This is a genomic window from Gordonia metallireducens (assembly GCF_021245825.1).
Classification (GTDB): domain Bacteria; phylum Actinomycetota; class Actinomycetes; order Mycobacteriales; family Mycobacteriaceae; genus Gordonia; species Gordonia namibiensis.
Map to the genome: position 1 here is coordinate 160,067 of NZ_JAJQJP010000057.1, position 16,685 is coordinate 176,751.

18 protein-coding genes are annotated in these 16,685 nt (G+C 69.0%); 8 read left to right on the top strand and 10 right to left on the bottom strand.

The window, feature by feature from the left end:
• Nucleotides 1-54 precede the first annotated feature (54 nt).
• On the bottom strand, nucleotides 55-1,347 hold the full coding sequence (locus LQD00_RS22100; protein WP_232719422.1) for a class I SAM-dependent RNA methyltransferase: 1,293 nt from the start codon (nucleotides 1,345-1,347) through the stop codon (nucleotides 55-57).
• Nucleotides 1,344-3,359: an APC family permease gene (locus LQD00_RS22105; protein ID WP_232719423.1), complete on the bottom strand. Its 2,016-nt coding sequence runs from the start codon at nucleotides 3,357-3,359 to the stop codon at nucleotides 1,344-1,346. The genes LQD00_RS22100 and LQD00_RS22105 overlap by 4 nt, the downstream gene beginning before the upstream one ends.
• 78 nt (nucleotides 3,360-3,437) lie before the next feature.
• Between LQD00_RS22105 and LQD00_RS22110 the strand changes: the two genes are divergently transcribed.
• Together LQD00_RS22110 and LQD00_RS22115 are read left to right on the top strand one after the other, a co-directional pair.
• Nucleotides 3,438-4,103 (top strand): potassium channel family protein, encoded by a 666-nt coding sequence (locus LQD00_RS22110; protein ID WP_232719424.1) that lies wholly within the window; start codon nucleotides 3,438-3,440, stop codon nucleotides 4,101-4,103.
• A 49-nt stretch (nucleotides 4,104-4,152) separates the two neighbouring features.
• Nucleotides 4,153-4,815, top strand: a complete 663-nt coding sequence (locus LQD00_RS22115; protein ID WP_232719425.1) for a potassium channel family protein — start codon at nucleotides 4,153-4,155, stop codon at nucleotides 4,813-4,815.
• Nucleotides 4,816-4,818: 3 nt separating this feature from the next.
• On the opposite strand, the gene LQD00_RS22120 is transcribed toward LQD00_RS22115, so the two are convergent.
• Nucleotides 4,819-5,499: a DUF3159 domain-containing protein gene (locus LQD00_RS22120; RefSeq protein WP_232719426.1), complete on the bottom strand. Its 681-nt coding sequence runs from the start codon at nucleotides 5,497-5,499 to the stop codon at nucleotides 4,819-4,821.
• Nucleotides 5,496-5,873 carry an OB-fold nucleic acid binding domain-containing protein gene (locus LQD00_RS22125; RefSeq protein ID WP_232719427.1) on the bottom strand — a complete coding sequence of 126 codons (378 nt, stop codon included), beginning with the start codon at nucleotides 5,871-5,873 and terminating at the stop codon, nucleotides 5,496-5,498. Before LQD00_RS22125 ends, LQD00_RS22120 begins: the two co-directional genes overlap by 4 nt.
• A gap of 199 nt (nucleotides 5,874-6,072) precedes the next feature.
• On the opposite strand from LQD00_RS22125, the gene LQD00_RS22130 reads away from it, so the two are divergent.
• Nucleotides 6,073-6,798: an alpha/beta hydrolase gene (locus LQD00_RS22130; RefSeq protein ID WP_232719428.1), complete on the top strand. Its 726-nt coding sequence runs from the start codon at nucleotides 6,073-6,075 to the stop codon at nucleotides 6,796-6,798.
• Between the two features lie 14 nt (nucleotides 6,799-6,812).
• Here LQD00_RS22130 and LQD00_RS22135 read toward each other — a convergent pair whose 3' ends face one another.
• The gene (locus tag LQD00_RS22135) at nucleotides 6,813-7,664 is read right to left on the bottom strand and encodes a DUF3710 domain-containing protein (protein ID WP_232719429.1); all 852 of its coding nucleotides are present in this window, start codon (nucleotides 7,662-7,664) and stop codon (nucleotides 6,813-6,815) included.
• Between the two features lie 76 nt (nucleotides 7,665-7,740).
• Complete coding sequence (dut, locus tag LQD00_RS22140) at nucleotides 7,741-8,211, bottom strand: dUTP diphosphatase (protein ID WP_232719430.1); 471 nt, start codon at nucleotides 8,209-8,211, stop codon at nucleotides 7,741-7,743.
• Nucleotides 8,212-8,234: 23 nt separating this feature from the next.
• Between dut and LQD00_RS22145 the strand changes: the two genes are divergently transcribed.
• Complete coding sequence (locus LQD00_RS22145) at nucleotides 8,235-8,789, top strand: DUF3093 domain-containing protein (protein WP_232719431.1); 555 nt, start codon at nucleotides 8,235-8,237, stop codon at nucleotides 8,787-8,789.
• 135 nt (nucleotides 8,790-8,924) lie between these two features.
• On the opposite strand, the gene LQD00_RS22150 is transcribed toward LQD00_RS22145, so the two are convergent.
• Nucleotides 8,925-9,224: a DUF4193 domain-containing protein gene (locus LQD00_RS22150; RefSeq protein WP_006866420.1), complete on the bottom strand. Its 300-nt coding sequence runs from the start codon at nucleotides 9,222-9,224 to the stop codon at nucleotides 8,925-8,927.
• A 449-nt stretch (nucleotides 9,225-9,673) separates the two neighbouring features.
• Here LQD00_RS22150 and cei point away from each other — a divergent pair, with 449 nt between their 5' ends.
• Nucleotides 9,674-10,366 (top strand): envelope integrity protein Cei, encoded by a 693-nt coding sequence (cei, locus tag LQD00_RS22155; protein WP_232719432.1) that lies wholly within the window; start codon nucleotides 9,674-9,676, stop codon nucleotides 10,364-10,366.
• A 7-nt stretch (nucleotides 10,367-10,373) separates the two neighbouring features.
• Here the strand turns inward: cei and LQD00_RS22160 are convergent, their stop codons facing one another.
• A complete protein-coding gene (locus LQD00_RS22160) occupies nucleotides 10,374-11,249 on the bottom strand; it encodes an inositol monophosphatase family protein (RefSeq protein ID WP_232719433.1) in 876 nt (291 codons plus the stop codon).
• 130 nt (nucleotides 11,250-11,379) lie between these two features.
• Between LQD00_RS22160 and ppgK the strand changes: the two genes are divergently transcribed.
• A complete protein-coding gene (ppgK, locus tag LQD00_RS22165) occupies nucleotides 11,380-12,168 on the top strand; it encodes a polyphosphate--glucose phosphotransferase (RefSeq protein WP_232719434.1) in 789 nt (262 codons plus the stop codon).
• A gap of 118 nt (nucleotides 12,169-12,286) precedes the next feature.
• Nucleotides 12,287-13,768, top strand: a complete 1,482-nt coding sequence (locus tag LQD00_RS22170; RefSeq protein ID WP_308196040.1) for an RNA polymerase sigma factor — start codon at nucleotides 12,287-12,289, stop codon at nucleotides 13,766-13,768.
• A gap of 29 nt (nucleotides 13,769-13,797) precedes the next feature.
• On the opposite strand, the gene LQD00_RS22175 is transcribed toward LQD00_RS22170, so the two are convergent.
• Entirely contained in the window at nucleotides 13,798-14,160 is a 363-nt protein-coding gene (locus tag LQD00_RS22175; protein WP_232719436.1) for a DUF952 domain-containing protein, read from the bottom strand.
• A 321-nt stretch (nucleotides 14,161-14,481) separates the two neighbouring features.
• Between LQD00_RS22175 and LQD00_RS22180 the strand changes: the two genes are divergently transcribed.
• Nucleotides 14,482-14,691 (top strand): DUF7455 domain-containing protein, encoded by a 210-nt coding sequence (locus LQD00_RS22180; RefSeq protein WP_005197291.1) that lies wholly within the window; start codon nucleotides 14,482-14,484, stop codon nucleotides 14,689-14,691.
• Between the two features lie 86 nt (nucleotides 14,692-14,777).
• Here the strand turns inward: LQD00_RS22180 and LQD00_RS22185 are convergent, their stop codons facing one another.
• Nucleotides 14,778-16,532 carry a DEAD/DEAH box helicase gene (locus tag LQD00_RS22185; RefSeq protein ID WP_232719437.1) on the bottom strand — a complete coding sequence of 585 codons (1,755 nt, stop codon included), beginning with the start codon at nucleotides 16,530-16,532 and terminating at the stop codon, nucleotides 14,778-14,780.
• Nucleotides 16,533-16,685 lie beyond the last annotated feature (153 nt).

Consider the following 16,685-nt stretch of genomic DNA (forward strand, 5'->3'; position numbering starts at 1 on the left):
TTCGGTACGACCATGCCCCGCGGATGGTCGACGACCTCGCTCGGCGGGTGTGGTTCAGGCCGGAACGAGGCACGCGATGGCCTCGACATGGTGCGTGAGCGGGAAAGCGTCGAAGCCACGCACCTGGGCCACGCGATATCCGGCGCGGGTGAAGAGACCGAGATCACGTGCGAAACGGGCGGCATCACAACCGACGTGCACCACCACGGCCGGTTTCGCGGCGGTGATCGCGTCGATCACCCGCTCGCCGGCGCCGGTGCGCGGCGGGTCGAGGACGACGACGTCGGGCGCCTCTCCGAGGTCGTGCACGCGGGCGGCCACCTCTCCCTGATGGGTGACCACGCGATCGCCGTCGGCGTCGAAGGTGCGCGTCGCGGCCGCCAGCGCGCCCGCGTCGGAGTCGACGATGTGAACCTCCTCGAGGCCCGTCCCGTAGTGGTCGAGGAGTGCGCCGGCGAACACCCCGGCGCCACCGTAGAGGTCCCACGCGACCCGCGGGCCGGCTCCGAGGTGGTCGCCGACGAAGCCCACGACGGTATCGGCGTAGGTCTGCGGCGCGGCGCGGTGCGCCTGCCAGAACCCGGTCACCGGGATGTCCCACGACCGGTTCCCGACGCGGTGGACCGCGGACTCGGCGCCCTCGACGACCACCTGTGCGCGGGGTCGAGAGCGGCGTCGGCGGTTCTTCTGGGCCTGGCGGCGGGCATCGCCGTGCCGGACCTCGGCGACGGGTGCGAGCTCGGTGATGTGGCGGGTGCCTTCGGCGTCGAGGACCACGGCCAGTTCGGCGTGCGGGGTGAAGCTGCGGCCGGCGAGGTCGTCGACCATCCCCGGCGCCGGCTGCACGCAGATGTCGTGGATGACCGCGGAACCGCGGAAGGCGTGCTGCCCGGCGCGCCCCCGCCCGTCGACGGCCAGCCGGGTCCGGATGCGCCAGCCCGTGTCGGCGCCGGGCAGGCGGTCGACCCCGCGCGTCGCGAGGTCGGTGCCGGCGACCGTCTCCTCGTCGAGGTGGCCGACCCGGCTCAGGACGTCGAGCAGCACGGCCTTCTTCAGTTCGCGCGCGTGCGCGGGCTCGATGTGCCCGAGGTCGCAGCATCCCGCTCCCCCGGCCGCCGCCGGGCACACCACCGGAACCCGGTGCGGGGACTCGTCGAGGATCTCGACGGCGTCGGCACGCCAGTACGTGTCGTGACGGTCGTCGGTGATCTCGGCGACCACGCGCTCACCGGGAATCGCACCGCGCACGAACAGGACCCGGCCGTCGGCACGTCCGACCGCCTCCCCACCGTTGGCGGGACGATCGACGGTGACCTCGACGCGCCGCGTCGTTGCCGGGGGTGTCACAGTGTGCGCTCCGATTCGCCCAGGGCGCGGCGGGTCTCGCCCGGCGCCCAGTACCTCTTGGTCTCCTTGCGGCGGTCCGACGACGTGAGCTGCCAGGGCACCGAGGTCACCATCACCCCGGGCTCGAACAGCAGACGTCCCTTGAGCCGCAGCGCGGACTGGTTGTGCAGGATCTGCTCCCACCAGTGTCCGACGACGTATTCGGGGATGAACACCGTCACCACGTCGCGTGGGGACTCCCGGCGGACGCGTCGGACGTATTCGATGACCGGCCGGGTGATCTCGCGGTACGGGGAGGCGATGACCTTGAGCGGGATCGTGATGTCGCTGGCCTCCCACTGGGACACCAGCTTCCGGGTGTCGCGGTCGTCGACGTTGACGGTGATCGCCTCGAGGACGTCCGGTCGCGTCGCCCGCGCATACCGCAGAGCGCGACGCGAGGCCATGTGCAGGCTCGACACCAGCACGATCGAATGGGTTCGGCTCGGGAGCACTCCCTCGTCGTCGGCCTCGGCCTCGTCGAGTTCGCGCTGCACCGAGGCGTAGTGGTGATGGATCAGCTTCATCACCACGAAGAGCGCGACCATCGCCAGCACCGCGATCCACGCTCCCGCGGTGAACTTCGTGATCAGCACCACCACCAGGACCGTCGCGGTCATGACCAGTCCGACCGAGTTCACCACCCGCGACTGCATCATCCGGCGGCGTGCGCTGGGGTCGGACTCGGTGCGCAGCAGGCGCGTCCAGTGCCGCACCATGCCGGTCTGGCTCAGGGTGAACGAGACGAACACGCCGACAATGTAGAGCTGGATGAGCGAGGTGACCTGGGCGTCGAATGCGACGACGAAGATGATGGCCGCGGCCGCCAGGAACAGGATGCCGTTGGAGAACGCGAGTCGGTCGCCACGTGTGTGCAACTGCCGCGGCAGGTAGCGATCCTGCGCCAGCACCGATCCCAGCACCGGGAAACCGTTGAACGCGGTGTTGGCGGCCAGCAACAGGATCAGCGCGGTCACGATCGCGACGAAGAAGAAACCGGCCGGGAACGCGTCGAAGACCGCGTGGGCGAGCTGCGCGATCATCGCCTTCTGCTGGTAGCCCTCGGGGGCGCCGACGAGGTCCGTCGCCGGGTTCATCACGTACTTGGCGCCGATCTCCTGCGCGAGCAGAACGATGCCCAGGAGCAGGGTGATCGAGAACGCGCCGAGCATCAGCAGGGTGGTCGCGGCGTTGCGTGACTTGGGTTTCCGGAACGCGGGAACACCGTTGCTGATGGCCTCGACCCCGGTCAGCGCCGCGCAGCCCGAGGAGAACGAGCGGGCGACGAGGAAGACCAGCGCCAGGCCGGTGAGGTTGTCCTGTTCGGCGGCGATACCGAAGTCGGCGGTCTCCGAGCGGATCTCCTCGCCGAACACGAAGATCTCGGTGAACCCCCACACGAGCATGCCCAGCACACCGACGATGAAGGCGTAGGTCGGGATAGCCAGCAGCGCACCGGATTCCTTGATGCCGCGCAGGTTCACCGCGGCGATGAGCACGATGGCGCCGACGCAGAACCAGACCTTGTGTTCGCTGACGAACGGGACGGCCGAACCGATGTTCTCCGCCGCCGAGGTCACCGACACCGCGACCGTCAGCACGTAGTCGACGAGGAGCGCGCTGCCGACCGTCAGGCCGGCGTTGGGTCCCAGGTTGACGGTGGCGACCTCGTAATCGCCACCACCCGACGGATATGCGTGCACGTTCTGCCGATAGCTCGCGACCACCACCGCGAGGACCACCGCGACGGCGACGGCGACCCACGGGGTGAAGGCGAGCGCGGTGATACCGGCCACCGACAGGACCAGGAAGATCTCCTGGGGCGCATACGCCACCGAGCTCATGGCGTCGGAGGCGAAGACCGGGAGGGCGATCCGTTTGGGGAGCAGAGTGTGGCCCAGCTTGTCGCTGCGGAAGGGCCTGCCGAGCAGGAGGCGCTTCGTCGCAACGGACACCTTGGAGACGGTGGACACCAGGCAACCCTAGAGCGTCCGCGTCGTGGCGGGTAGGTTCGACTCGCGGCACGCAGGTCGCATCAGGAGAGGAATGTCGTGCAGGTAGTCATCATGGGTTGCGGGCGGGTCGGATCGTCGCTCGCGATGGCGATGCAGAAACGCGGACACGACGTCGCGATCATCGACCGGGACCCGTCCGCGTTCGCCCGGCTGTCCGCCGACTTCGCGGGCCGCACGATCACCGGTGTGGGCTTCGACCGGGACATCCTCGTCAAGTCCGGGATCGAGCACGCCGACGCCTTCGCCGCGGTCTCGTCCGGCGACAACTCCAACATCATCGCCGCCCGTGTCGCCCGGGAGACCTTCGACGTCGAGCGCGTCGTCGCCCGCATCTACGACGCCAAGCGCGCCGAGGTGTACGAGCGGCTGGGTATCCCGACCGTCGCCACCGTGCCGTGGACGACGGAACGTTTCGTCTCCGCGCTCGGCGAGACCGCGACCACGGAGTGGCGTGACCCGTCGGGCACCCTCGCGGTCGCCGAGATCGACGTCGACGAGTCGTGGATCGGGGTGTCGGTCGGCAAGTTCCAGGAACAGACCGGGGCGCGGGTCGCATTCCTCAACCGGGTCGGGCGGCCGGTCCTGCCGGAGGCCAAGACCGTTCTCCAGCAGGACGACGTGATCTACGGTGCGGTGCTGCTCGACAACCTGGTCAACGCCCGCCGCGTCGCCGCGGAACCGTTCACCCAGGCCGAGTCCTGAACACCCCGAAGCCGCACGCCCAGAGCCCCGAACACCGAGGAGTCATCCTGTGAAGGTCGCCATCGCCGGAGCCGGCGCGGTCGGGCGCTCGATCGCCCGCGAACTCCTGGTCAACTCGCACGACGTCACACTCTTCGAGCGCAAGGCCGACCACATCGATCCCGACTCGGTGACGGGCGCGAAATGGATCCTCGCCGATGCCTGCGAACTCGCGAAACTCGAAGACGCACAGTTGCAGACCTTCGACGTGATGGTCGCGGCGACCGGCGACGACAAGGCCAACCTGGTCGTGAGCCTGTTGGCCAAGACCGAGTTCGCGATCAACCGCGTCGTCGCGCGGGTCAACGACCCCCGTAACGAATGGCTCTTCGGCGAGGACTGGGGCGTCGATGTCGCGGTGTCGACGCCGCGTCTGCTGGCCTCCCTCGTCGAGGAGGCGGTGTCGGTGGGTGACCTGGTCCGCCTCATGACCTTTCGTCAGGGGCAGGCGAACCTGGTAGAGCTCACCCTGCCGTCGAACACACCGATGGCAGGCAAGCCGGTACGCAAGCTCGAACTGCCGCGCGACGTGGCCCTGGTCACGATCCTGCGGGGCGGGCGTGTCATCGTGCCGCAGAGCGACGACCCGATCGAGGGCGGCGACGAGCTGATCTTCATCGCCCCGTCGGAGGCCGAACCGGCCCTCTACGACGCCATGAAGATCACCCGCTGAGAATCAGGCGCCGACGGCCTCTTCCTCGCGCACCGCGCGGCGGACGAGCAGGACCGTGGCGAGCACGGCCAGGGCGGTCAGCGGCCAGCCCATCGCGATCCGCGTGAAGGCGAGCCAGCCGGTGGCACCGAGGTCGTAGAGCTCCGACTGGGCGAGATACCGCGCCGCGAACACCAGGGCCCACAGGGCGGTGGCGATGTCGTAGGCGCGCAACGTCCGACGGTGTTTGCGCCAGGCGGTCCCCTGCCCGTTCACGAGGTGCCAGGCGACGCCGATCAGCGGCCAGCGCACGACGATGGAGATCACGAACGCGATCGCGTAGGCGAGGGTGGTCCAGATGCCGAAGAGGAAGTATCCCTTGGCGTCTCCCACCCGGTTGGCGATGAAGACGCAGATGGCCACGCCGAGAAGGCCGGAGATCGCCGGGGTGAGTCCCTCGCGGCAGACGAGCCGAATCACGAAGACGAGGGCCGCGGCGGTGAGCGCGGCGATGATGGCGGCCGTGAGGCCGAAGAACGAGTTGACCGGCACGAACACGACGACCGGGACCGTCGAGTAGATCAGGCCGGACACGCCGCCGATCTGTTCCAGCACCGTGGGGGTCGGCTCGGGGCGCGGGCTCGGTTCGACGTCCTGGTCGGCCGACTCGTCGTCCGACCTTCCGGTGTCACTCGTGGGTGTCACTCGTCGTCGCTGCCCTGCAGCTCGTAATAGGGGTTGAAGATCACCTTGTGACCGTCTTGCAGGGCGAGTCGGCCCCGCACGGTCACCTTTCGGCCGGGTTCGATACCGGCGATGCGATTGCGGCCCAGCCACTTCAACATGACGATGTCGGAGCCGTCGAAGAACTCTGCCTTGACCCCGGCCTTGGCCGAGCGTGAACAGGTCTCCACCGCACGCAGCTCGCCGTGCATGGTGACCTCCTCGCCGCGGGTGCAGTCCGACGCGCGTTGTGCGCCCGTCGCCTTCGACTCCTCGGCGATTCGTTCCGCGTCGACATCCCCGAGGTCTTCGGTGAGTCGGCGGGTCAGTCGCTTGAGATAACCAGCTGTGGGCATCCCAACCTCCCAATGGATTTCAGCCGGGCACCGGGGCTTCCGCCGCAGCGTCCGTGGCCACCGAACGAATGATCGGTGGCTGTCCGCCAGCGTAGACCCGGCACCCGCCGGTGACAACGTGGATGACCGGGGCGCACCCGCGGTCCCGGGACACCCTAAGGGATGATCTCGGGGTGCCCCGCATCCGGATGAACAATTGATGCCCGTCGTGGACAGTCCGCAAACACGAACGGCCACCGCGCTGGTGGTGATTCCCGGAACAGGCTCGGATGCCGACCACGTCACACGTGCCTTCGGTCACGCGGCCGCGACGCTCGGTGTGGAGCTGGTGGCGCTCGAGCCGACGTCGGAGCTGGTCGACGGACATCGTCGGGGCCTCGAGCGCGCTGCGGCCGAACACGACCGGGTTCTGGTCGGCGGGGTGTCGATCGGCGCCGCGATCGCACTCGAGTGGGCCCTCGCCGACAGTCGCGGACGCTGTGCAGGGGTGTTCGCGGCGCTGCCGGCCTGGAGCGGCGACGCCGACTCCGCGCTCGCCGCGGCCAGCGCGCGGGCCACTGCCGACGCGATGGAACGGAACGGACTGGAGACGACGGTCGCCGAGATGGCGGCGAGCAGTCCGGACTGGCTGGCCGAAGAACTCTCCCGATCCTGGCGCAGGCTGTATCCCGAGGTCATCGGCCAGCTGCGCGACGCGGCACGCTACTGCGCCCCGACACCTGCCCAGATCGCGGGGCTCACGGTGCCACTGGCACTCGTCGCGGCGCCCGACGACCCGATCCACCCCATCGCCGTTGCCCGCGTGTGGCAGGGAGCGGCTCCGGTGTCGGCGCTGGTCGAGGTCACCCTCGAAGGATGGGGCCGTGACCCCGGTCTGCTCGGCGAGAGCTGCGTCGACGCGTACACACGCCTGTCGAGGCGGTAAGCGCCGCCGCCAGGTCAGCGACGACGGAAGAAGCGCTGCATCGCCGAGCCCGACGACGGCGGCAGCGGCGCGTCGTCCTCGGGGTCCGGGTCGGCGGTGACCGACGGGTCGTGTTCGCCCGGCCCGCCCTCGGCCGGAGCCTCGGTGTAGGAGTTCTCGCCGTAGACGGTGGCGTGTGCCACCTGGTCCAGCGCTCCCCCGGCGACCCCTTCCGGATCGTCGGCGGCCGGAACCTCTTGGGTGGGCGCCTCGGCCGGTGCCCCGGCCTCCTCCTCGGCGAAGATCTGCTGCTGCGCGGCGGCGACCTGGTCGGCGAGCACCGGCGGCAGCACGATCGGGAGGGGTTCGCGCGGCGGGTGCGGCTCGGATCCGCGACGTACGACGGTCTCGGCCAGCACGGCCCGACTCAGGCGTGCGAGGTCCTCGGCGCTCTCCGACGGTCCGCTGCCGACACAGCGCACCAGCCAGCGGGGGCCGTCGACGCCGATGAAGCGGTGCGTACCGCCTTCGACCTCGGCCACGACCTCGCGGCCCCAGTGGCCGTCCTCGATGCTGGTCGAGGCGCCACCGTCGCGCAGTGACTCGGCCAGTTCGCGGACCACCTCACGCCACATCCCGGGCGACTTGGGTGCTGCGAAGGCACTCACCGAGATCCGACCGATCGGGGTGACCAGGTAGACGTTCTGGGGCTGGTGGGTCTCCGACATCTCGACGGTCACCTGCCCGCCCTCGACCACCGGCACGAGCACCGAGCCGAGGTCGAGGTGGGAGTTCTCCAGCTCGCTGATCTCCGTCGCGAGGGCGTCGATGTCGTAGGGGCCCAGTGCTTGTCCGACCCGCAGTTCGTCCGAACCGTTATTCGTCATCGCCTACTCCTCGTTGATCCGCATTCGTGTTGAAGATTAATCGACGCGGGGGCAGACGACGCCCGGCGTGTCGTGCTCAGCCCAGGATCGCGTGGCCGCCGCTGGACCCGTATCCGCCGTCGCCGCGGCTGGTGTCGTCGAGTTCGTCGACCTCGACGAAGTCGGGCAGTTCGACGCGCTGCACGATCAGCTGTGCGATCCGGTCGCCGCGCGAGATGGTGATGGACTGTTCGGGGTCGAGATTGATCAGGCAGACCTTGATCTCCCCGCGATATCCCGCGTCGATCGTGCCGGGCGTGTTGACGATGGACAGTCCGGCGCGGGCGGCCAGCCCGGAGCGCGGATGGATCAGACCCACGGTGCCGAACGGCAGCGCGATGGCGATCCCGGTGCCGACCAGTTGACGGCGTCCCGCGGGCAGTTCCAGGTCGATCGTCGAGCACAGGTCCACACCCGCATCCCCGGGATGAGCTCGGGTGGGCAACGGCAGATCGGGATCGAGTCGACGTACCGCGATGGGCGGCAGAGGGGGGAGATCTGGGGTCACGCACGCAGACTACGCTGGTCAACGTGACCGCACCTCAATCGCCTGACAACACCGGCGGCACGTCGGGGACTCCGGCGACGCGCCGCGACTCCGGATCCGCGGACCTCTTCGACGAGCGTCTGCACGTGCCGTGGTGGTGGTGGCCGGCCGCCGCCGTCCTGACCGGCGTGGTGGGCTACGAGATCCAGTTGTCCGCCCACGGCAGCCGGTGGAGCGTGATCGGTTACGTCGTCACCGCGATCCTCTGTGTCCTGGTGCTGTGGTCGATGAGCCGCACCCGCGTCCGGGTGACCGCCGACCGCGAATTGCAGGCGCATCGCGCGCTGCTGCCGCGGTCCGTCGTCGCCCGCGGCGCGTCGATCCCGGCGACGGCCAAGAGCGCCGCGCTCGGCCGTCAGCTCGACCCTGCCGCGTACCTGGTGCACCGCTTCTGGGTGAAGACCATGGTCCTCATCGTCCTCGACGATCCCGACGACCCGACCCCCTACTGGCTGGTGTCCACCCGACGACCGGGCGAGCTGTTGGCGGCCCTCGACATCCCGGATGCCGCAGCGGACCGCCCGGCGGCGACCGCCTGACGGCGCCGGGGGCACCACCGGAGACAGACGAAGGGGCCGCGCCTGATGGCGCGGCCCCTTCTTCGTCATGCCCTGCCCGTCGGTTACCCGTGCGTCAGGGATTCGTCGTGCGCATCCGCGGGTGACCCGCGGACCTCATGCGCAGTCGACGCAGATCAGCGAGTTGCCGTTCTCCTCGGCCAACCGGCTGCGGTGGTAGACGAGAAAGCAGCTGGTACAAGTGAATTCGTCGGCCTGCTTCGGGATGACCCGGACCGACAGTTCTTCACCGGAGAGGTCGGCACCGGGCAGTTCGAAGGACTCCGCGGTCTCGGTCTCGTCGACGTCGACGGCTGCGGACTGCGCCTCGCTCCGACGGGCCTTCAGCTCCTCGAGCGAGTCTTCGTTGAGGTCCTCGGCCTCGGTGCGTCGTGGCGCGTCGTAATCAGTAGCCATTGTGTGCCTTACTTGTTGAGAGTGTGAGGGGGCGCTCTCGGTTCCGGCTTGTGGCCGTCACCCAGGGGTGGTGCGCACGACTCCGCCGGGATTGTCTAGCCGGTGGGGTCACTACAACACCGGCTCGAGCACAATTCGTTCCCGAGAATCCGTCGTATTGTGTGACTTCGGTCACGGTTCGATTTCGGCTGCACCCCGAGTCTGGAAGCGCGGGCGCCCGAAGAATAGACCACGGCCAGTCAATCGTCAATGTGGCAACGCGAACTTGTCCGAAATCTGGCGTTTGACGCAGGTCGGGCCCGTAGTCGGGGTCACGACACGGCACCGGCGGCGAGGCTCGCGCCCGCGGCGCGGTCGACCCTCTAGAGTGTTGCGGAGATCGCGCGGGGCGTCGTTCCCGGTGAAGTACAACCGCTCGCGAAGTTCGCCCAGTGAGGAGTCGTTCCACGGTGGTCTCGAAGATTACGACCGGCTACCCGACCGACGAACAGGGCCGCCCGTACCCGCGCCGCCGGTATGCCCCGGCGATCATCACGGTGGTGGTCCTCATGGTCCTCGGCGTGATCGTCTGGGCGGTCGTGCTCGGCAGCGACGACAGCGAATCGGTCCCCACCGCCTGCAATCAACCGTCCCCGGCGACCGCCACCGAGGCCGGCGCACCGGAGCCGGCGGAGCCGCCGGCCCTCTCCCCGGTCCCCCGCGACGAGATGCTGGAGGTCGCGCCCGCCGCGCTGTCGACCTTCCAGGTCCGTGTCCTCAACGCATCCGAGGAACGGGGCGCGGCCCGGTCGGTGTCCGAGGACCTCGCCACACAGGGCTTCACCCCGGCCACCGACACCCCGTTCGCCGATGATCCCGTCTACGTCAACCGGGATCTCGACTGCGTCGCGCAGATCCGGTTCGGTCCCGCGGGCCGTGCCTCCGCCGCAGCCGCCTGGCTGGCGTTCCCGTGCGCGCAGCTCGTCGACGACGGACGCCGGGGCACCGCGGTCGACGTCGCACTCGGCACCTACCACTCGGGTGGTGAGCTCTCCCAGGACGCACAGGCGGCACTCGAGGCGCTGCGATCGGCCGATCCCACGAACCCCGAGACCGGCGCCGATCCCGCACTGGTGAAGGCGGTCCACTCGGCGCCGTGCTGAGTGCCTTCTAGACCAGCGGTTCCCGCGCCCCCAGCCCGTCGAGCAGTCCCAGGAACTCGTCGGCGATACCCGGCGCGACGGCCACCGTGATGTGCCCCTCGTCCGCCCGCGAGTCCGGCGGCGGGGTCACCACGACCGCACCCGCCTCGGCGGCGATGAGTCCGCCCGCAGCCCAGTCCCAGGGACTCAGGCCGTGTTCGTAATGGGCGTCGACCGCACCGGAGGCCACCATGCACAGGTCGAGGGCCGCGGCACCGATCCGTCGGATGTCGCGCACCTTCGGGAGCAGCTCGGCGACGATCCGGCCCTGCGCTCGCCGACGGTCGGCGGCGTAACCGAAACCCGTTGCCACGAGCGCGAGTTCCGCACGGTCGACGGGATTGCAGCGCAGCGGCACACGAGGTCCGTCACCGTCGGCGACCCAGGCACCGCCGCCCTGGGTGGCCCCGTAGACCACCTCACGCGCGACGTCGACGACGACGCCCGCGACCGAGCGGCCGTCGACCTGCGCCGCCAGCGACACGGCGTAGGCGGGGACGCCGTACATGAAATTGACCGTGCCGTCGATGGGGTCGACCACCCAGCGCACACCGGACGGGACGGCACGACTCCCGCCGTGCTCCTCCCCCAGGACCTCGTCGGCGGGCCGCGCCTCGTGCAGCAGCTGACGGATCAGGCGTTCGGTCTCGGTGTCGGCGACGGTGACCGGATCGGTTTCCGTCGACTTGGTCGACACCGGGCTGACCGTCGAATCCGGCGGCTGCGGTGTCGCACCGAACAATTCGGGTCGGCGGCGTCGCACGTGCGCGGCCGCCTCCTGCGCCACGTCCACCGCGATGGCGGCCAGTTCGTCCACCGGAATTGTCTGATCCACGTGTTCCATGTCAGCACATCGGCGACCGCGACCGCTCACCGGTGAGGTGAAGCAATGCATCTGGAGGGATGCCGCGCGGGCGGCGGCGGGCGCCGATAGCCTGATGTCGATCACCGCCGGCCCGGAAGGGGACTCCGCCATGACCGACACGCCCGCCACCGACAGCTCACCGACCCCGACGAATCTGGGGTTCGGCGTCGACGTCGGCGGCTCCGGGATCAAGGGCGGCATCGTCGATCTCGACTCCGGCGAACTCGTCGGCGATCGATTCAAGGTGCTCACACCGCAGCCCGCCACCCCGGAGGCGGTCGCGGCCGCCGTCGCCGAGGTCGTCGCCCACTTCGACTGGGCGGGTCCGGTCGGCATCACCCTCCCGGGTGTGGTCACCGACGGCATCATGCGGACCGCGGCGAACATCGACAAGGCGTGGATCGGCACCGACGTCTACGAGCTGTTCAGCCGCCACCTGGGAGGTCGCGCGGTCTCGGTGCTCAACGACGCCGACGCGGCCGGGATGGCCGAGGACGCCTACGGCGCGGGCAAGGGCGTGGACGGCGTGGTGATGTTGCTGACATTCGGCACCGGCATCGGCTCGGCGATCCTCATCAACGGCATCCTCGTGCCCAACACCGAGCTGGGTCACATGCAGGTCGGCAAGAAGGAGGCCGAGCATCAGGCGTCCTCGCGGGTCAAGGAGGAGAAGGACTGGTCCTACGAGAAATGGACCGAGAAGGTCTCCGACGTCCTCAAGGCCTACGAGGCGCTGTTCTGGCCCAAGCTGTTCATCGCCGGCGGCGGCATCAGCCGCAAGGCCGACAAGTGGATTCCGCTGCTCACCAACAAGACCCCGGTCGTGCCCGCCACGCTGCAGAACACCGCCGGTATCGTCGGCGCGGCGATGGCGGTCTCACAAGGCATCAAAACCTAGGCCGCGCCTGGATTGACCAGGGCTTTGTCACATCGGGCGAGCCGATGTCGTTACAATGGTCGTCACCGGTCATCTGAACCGATAAACCAAGCCCTTGTCCACGGCGGCTCGTGCTGCCGTGTCACGTCTCACGAGACCCGACAAAGACTCCGCAGAAGAGAAGTTCGAAAGGTTGTACGTGGCAGCCATCAAGACCCGCCAGGGGGACGCCGAGGCCGACGAAACCCAGTCGACCAGCGCCTCGACCGAAACCCCGGCCAAGCGGACCGCCAAGAAGGCTGCGAAGAAGACCGCGGCCAAGAAAGCGCCCGCCAAGAAGGCAGCAGCGAAGAAGGCCACCAAGAAGGCAGCCCCCAAGAAGGCAGCCAAGAAGGCCACCTCCGCCGAGGGTGTCGGCGACACCGACGCCGAGCCCGAGGACCCGAACTCGATCGACGACATCGACGTCGCCGACGGCGAACTCGAGGACGTGGAGATCGACGACATCGAGGTCGACGACGAGGACGAGGACTCCGACGACGAGGACGACTCCGAGGAAGCCGAAGCGACTCCTACCGGCGCCAAGACCGCGGCCAAGGAATCGACCAAGACCGACGCCGCCGCCAAGTCCGGCGACTTCGTCTGGGACGAAGAAGAGTCCGAGGCACTCCGCCAGGCCCGCAAGGACGCCGAGCTCACCGCTTCGGCCGACAGCGTCCGCGCCTACCTCAAGCAGATCGGCAAGGTCGCCCTCCTCAATGCCGAGGAAGAGGTCGAGCTCGCCAAGCGCATCGAGGCCGGCCTCTTCGCCACCGAGCGTCTTCGTCGCATGATGGCCTCCGGCGAGAAGATCAGCACCGCGCAGAAGCGCGACCTGAATTGGATCTCCCGCGACGGCAACCGTGCGAAGAACCATCTGCTCGAGGCCAACCTCCGTCTGGTCGTCTCGCTCGCCAAGCGCTACACCGGCCGCGGCATGGCGTTCCTGGATCTCATCCAGGAGGGCAACCTCGGTCTGATCCGCGCGGTCGAGAAGTTCGACTACACAAAGGGTTACAAGTTCTCGACCTACGCCACGTGGTGGATTCGCCAGGCGATCACCCGCGCGATGGCCGACCAGGCCCGCACCATCCGTATCCCGGTGCACATGGTCGAGGTCATCAACAAGCTGGGCCGTATCCAGCGTGAGCTCCTCCAGGACCTCGGCCGCGAGCCGACTCCCGAGGAACTCGCCAAGGAGATGGACATCACCCCCGAGAAGGTGCTGGAGATCCAGCAGTACGCCCGGGAGCCCATCTCACTCGACCAGACCATCGGCGACGAGGGCGACAGCCAGCTCGGCGACTTCATCGAGGACTCCGAAGCAGTCGTCGCGGTCGACGCGGTGAGCTTCACTCTGCTGCAGGATCAGCTGCAGTCGGTTCTCGAGACGTTGTCCGAGCGCGAGGCGGGCGTCGTGCGTCTGCGCTTCGGTCTCACCGACGGCCAGCCCCGCACGCTCGACGAGATCGGTCAGGTCTACGGCGTCACGCGTGAGCGCATCCGCCAGATCGAGTCCAAGACGATGTCGAAGCTGCGCCACCCGTCGCGGTCGCAGGTTCTCCGGGATTACCTGGACTAGACATGCACTCCCCTTCGCCCCCGTTGCCGTCACCCGGCGACGGGGGCGAAGGCGTTGTCGGGGCCTGGTCGTAGCTCCCGGACGTCGACGACCGCGTCGACGGGCAGCGGCCCGTACAGGTGCGGGAAGAGCATCGAATCCGGGTCGGTCGGCACTCCCGGCTCCCAGCGCACCTCGGCATCGAGACGCGCCGGGTCCACGATGAGTAGCAGGATGTCGTGACGGCCGGCGAACAGTCGGTTGGCCGGCAGGTGGACCTGCTGCGGGGTCGACAGATGCACGAACCCGACATCGTCGAGCGACGGCGGCCGCACGTGTGTCCCATGGCGCGCCTCGGCCCAGTCCGAGGCCGGGATGAGATGGGTCAGAACGGGAGATCCGGGTGCCGCCATCCGCACATCAAGCCCGACGCACCCGAGCTCCGTCAAGTGTTGTCCACGCCACGGGTTCTCGGGCGGCCCGGTCGCGGTGTGATCGGTACCGTGGAGTCAGACGCGTCCGCTGATCAGCCGCCGACCCCGGATGGCTGATTTCGGGAGACGTTGTCGGATTGTTGCCCGAGGTAAACGGTGAGTGACGACACACCGATAGCACCTGCCGGAACAATACGAAGCCGCCGAGCGTCTGACAGAGTGAGGTTGACGCATCGCCCGGATGTGTCGGCTCGAAGGGAAGGCGTCCGGACACCGGCGCCGGACCGGGACGGAGGAACTATGACTGACATCGCCACCACCACAGCCCCGATCTACCTACCGCTCACCGCCGCCGATCGTTGTGATCGTTGCGGTGCCGCAGCCAAGGTACGAGCCGTCCTGCCCAAGGGCGGCGAGCTTCTCTTCTGCCGTCATCACTTCAACGAGCACGAAGCCCGACTGGTGGAGCTCAGCGCCACCGTGGTCGAGGCCGAGGGCGAGCTGGTCTGACACTCGTCATGGCCTGACGGGCGAGCCACAGACGACGAAGAACCCGGCCGGATCATCCGGCCGGGTTCTCTCGTGTCCGGGTCCGGTCAGCGCCACGTCCGCAGCGCGGCGATGCGCTCCTTCAGCTGCTCGGCGGTGGCCATCGCCGTCGGCGGACCACCCAGCCGGGTGCGGAGCTCGTTGTGCACCATGCCGTGGGGCTTTCCGGTGCGGTGGTGGTGCATGGCGACCAGGGTGTTGAGTTCCTTGCGCAGCGCGTGGAGGTTCTCCCCCGTGGTGCCCGGCGCACGACCGGGATCCGGTGTCTCGGGTTTGGACTCGGCCGCCGGGGTGGACCGGGCGACGACCTGCTCGGCCTGGCGCTTCTGCAGCAGCGCTCGCACCTGATCGGCGTCGAGCAGCCCCGGCAGGCCGAGATAGTCGGACTCCTCGTCGCTGCCGGCGAAGGTGGCGGTGCCGAACGACGCGCCGTCGAAGATGACCTGGTCGAGTTCGGCGTCGGCGTGCAGCGACTGGAATGCCGGCTCGTCCTCCCCCGGCTCGTCCTTCTGCTTGTTCGCGTCGATGAGCAGCTGGTCGTCGAGACCGTCGCTCTCGCGATGCGGCTTGCCGAGGACGTGGTCGCGCTGGGCCTCCATCTGACTGGCGAGGTCGAGGAGCACGGGGACCGACGGCAGGAACACGCTGGCGGTCTCGCCGGGGCGCCGCGATCGCACGAAGCGACCGATCGCCTGCGCGAAGAACAGCGGGGTCGACGAGCTGGTGGCGTAGACGCCGACCGCGAGCCGCGGCACGTCGACGCCCTCGGACACCATGCGCACCGCGATCATCCACTCGTCTTTCGACGCGGAGAACTCGGCGATCCGTGAGGAGGACTTGGGGTCGTCGGAGAGGACGAGGGTCGGCTGCTTGCCGGTGATGGCGGTGAGCAGTTCGGCGTAGTCGCGGGCGGTCGACTGGTCGGTCGCGATGACCAGGCCACCGGCATCGGGCATCCCGCTGGCACGCAGCTGACCGAGTCGGGTGTGCGCGGCGGTGAGGACCGCCGGAATCCAGTCGCCGTGCGGGTCGAGGGCGGTGCGCCAGGCGCGAGCGGTGTGTTCGGCCGACAGCGGCTCGCCGAGTCGCGCGGTGAACTCCTCGCCGGCGCTGGTCCGCCAGCTCGCCTCACCGGAGTACGCCAGGAACACGACCGGGCGGACGACGCCGTCCTTGAGGGCGTCGGCGTAGCCGTAGGTGTGGTCGGCCTTGGATCGCTGGTGTCCGCCGGCCTCGGCCTCGTAGACGACGAACGGGATCGGCGAGTCGTCGGAGCGGAAGGGCGTACCGGTGAGCAGCAGGCGGCGTTCGGCATCGTCGAAGGCCTCGCGGATCGCGTCACCCCACGACTTGGCGTCACCGCCGTGGTGGATCTCGTCGAGGATCACGAGGGTGCGCCGGTTCTCGGTGCGGACGCGGTGCTTGGTCGGGTGCGCGGCGACCTGCGCATAGGTGAGGACGACGCCGTTGTAGTCCGAGCTCGTCTGACCGGTCGAGTTGGAGAAGTGCGAGTCCAGGGCGATGCCCACGCGTGCGGCGGCCTCGGCCCACTGGTGCTTGAGGTGTTCGGTGGGCGCCACGACGGTGATCTGTTCGACGGTGCGGTCGTCGAGCAGTTCGCGGGCGACACGCAGGCCGAACGTCGTCTTGCCTGCGCCGGGCGTCGCGACCGCGAGGAAGTCCTTCGGCTTGCGCGTGAGGTACTTGGTCAGCGCGCGTCGCTGCCACGCACGGAGCGATCCGAGGTTGGGAGCGGCGGTTCCCGCGTTGGTGGTGCTGGTGGAGGGTTCGGCGGACGTCACGTGTGTGTTGCTCCTGACGGCGTACGGATTCCCTACCGGGCATGAAATGACCCCTCGCGTTGGGAGGACCCGCGCCGAAGGGGACCCGGCAATCGTACCGCCGGGCCGCCCCCGCACCCACATCGCGACACCCCCTCGTCGCGGCGCGCCGAC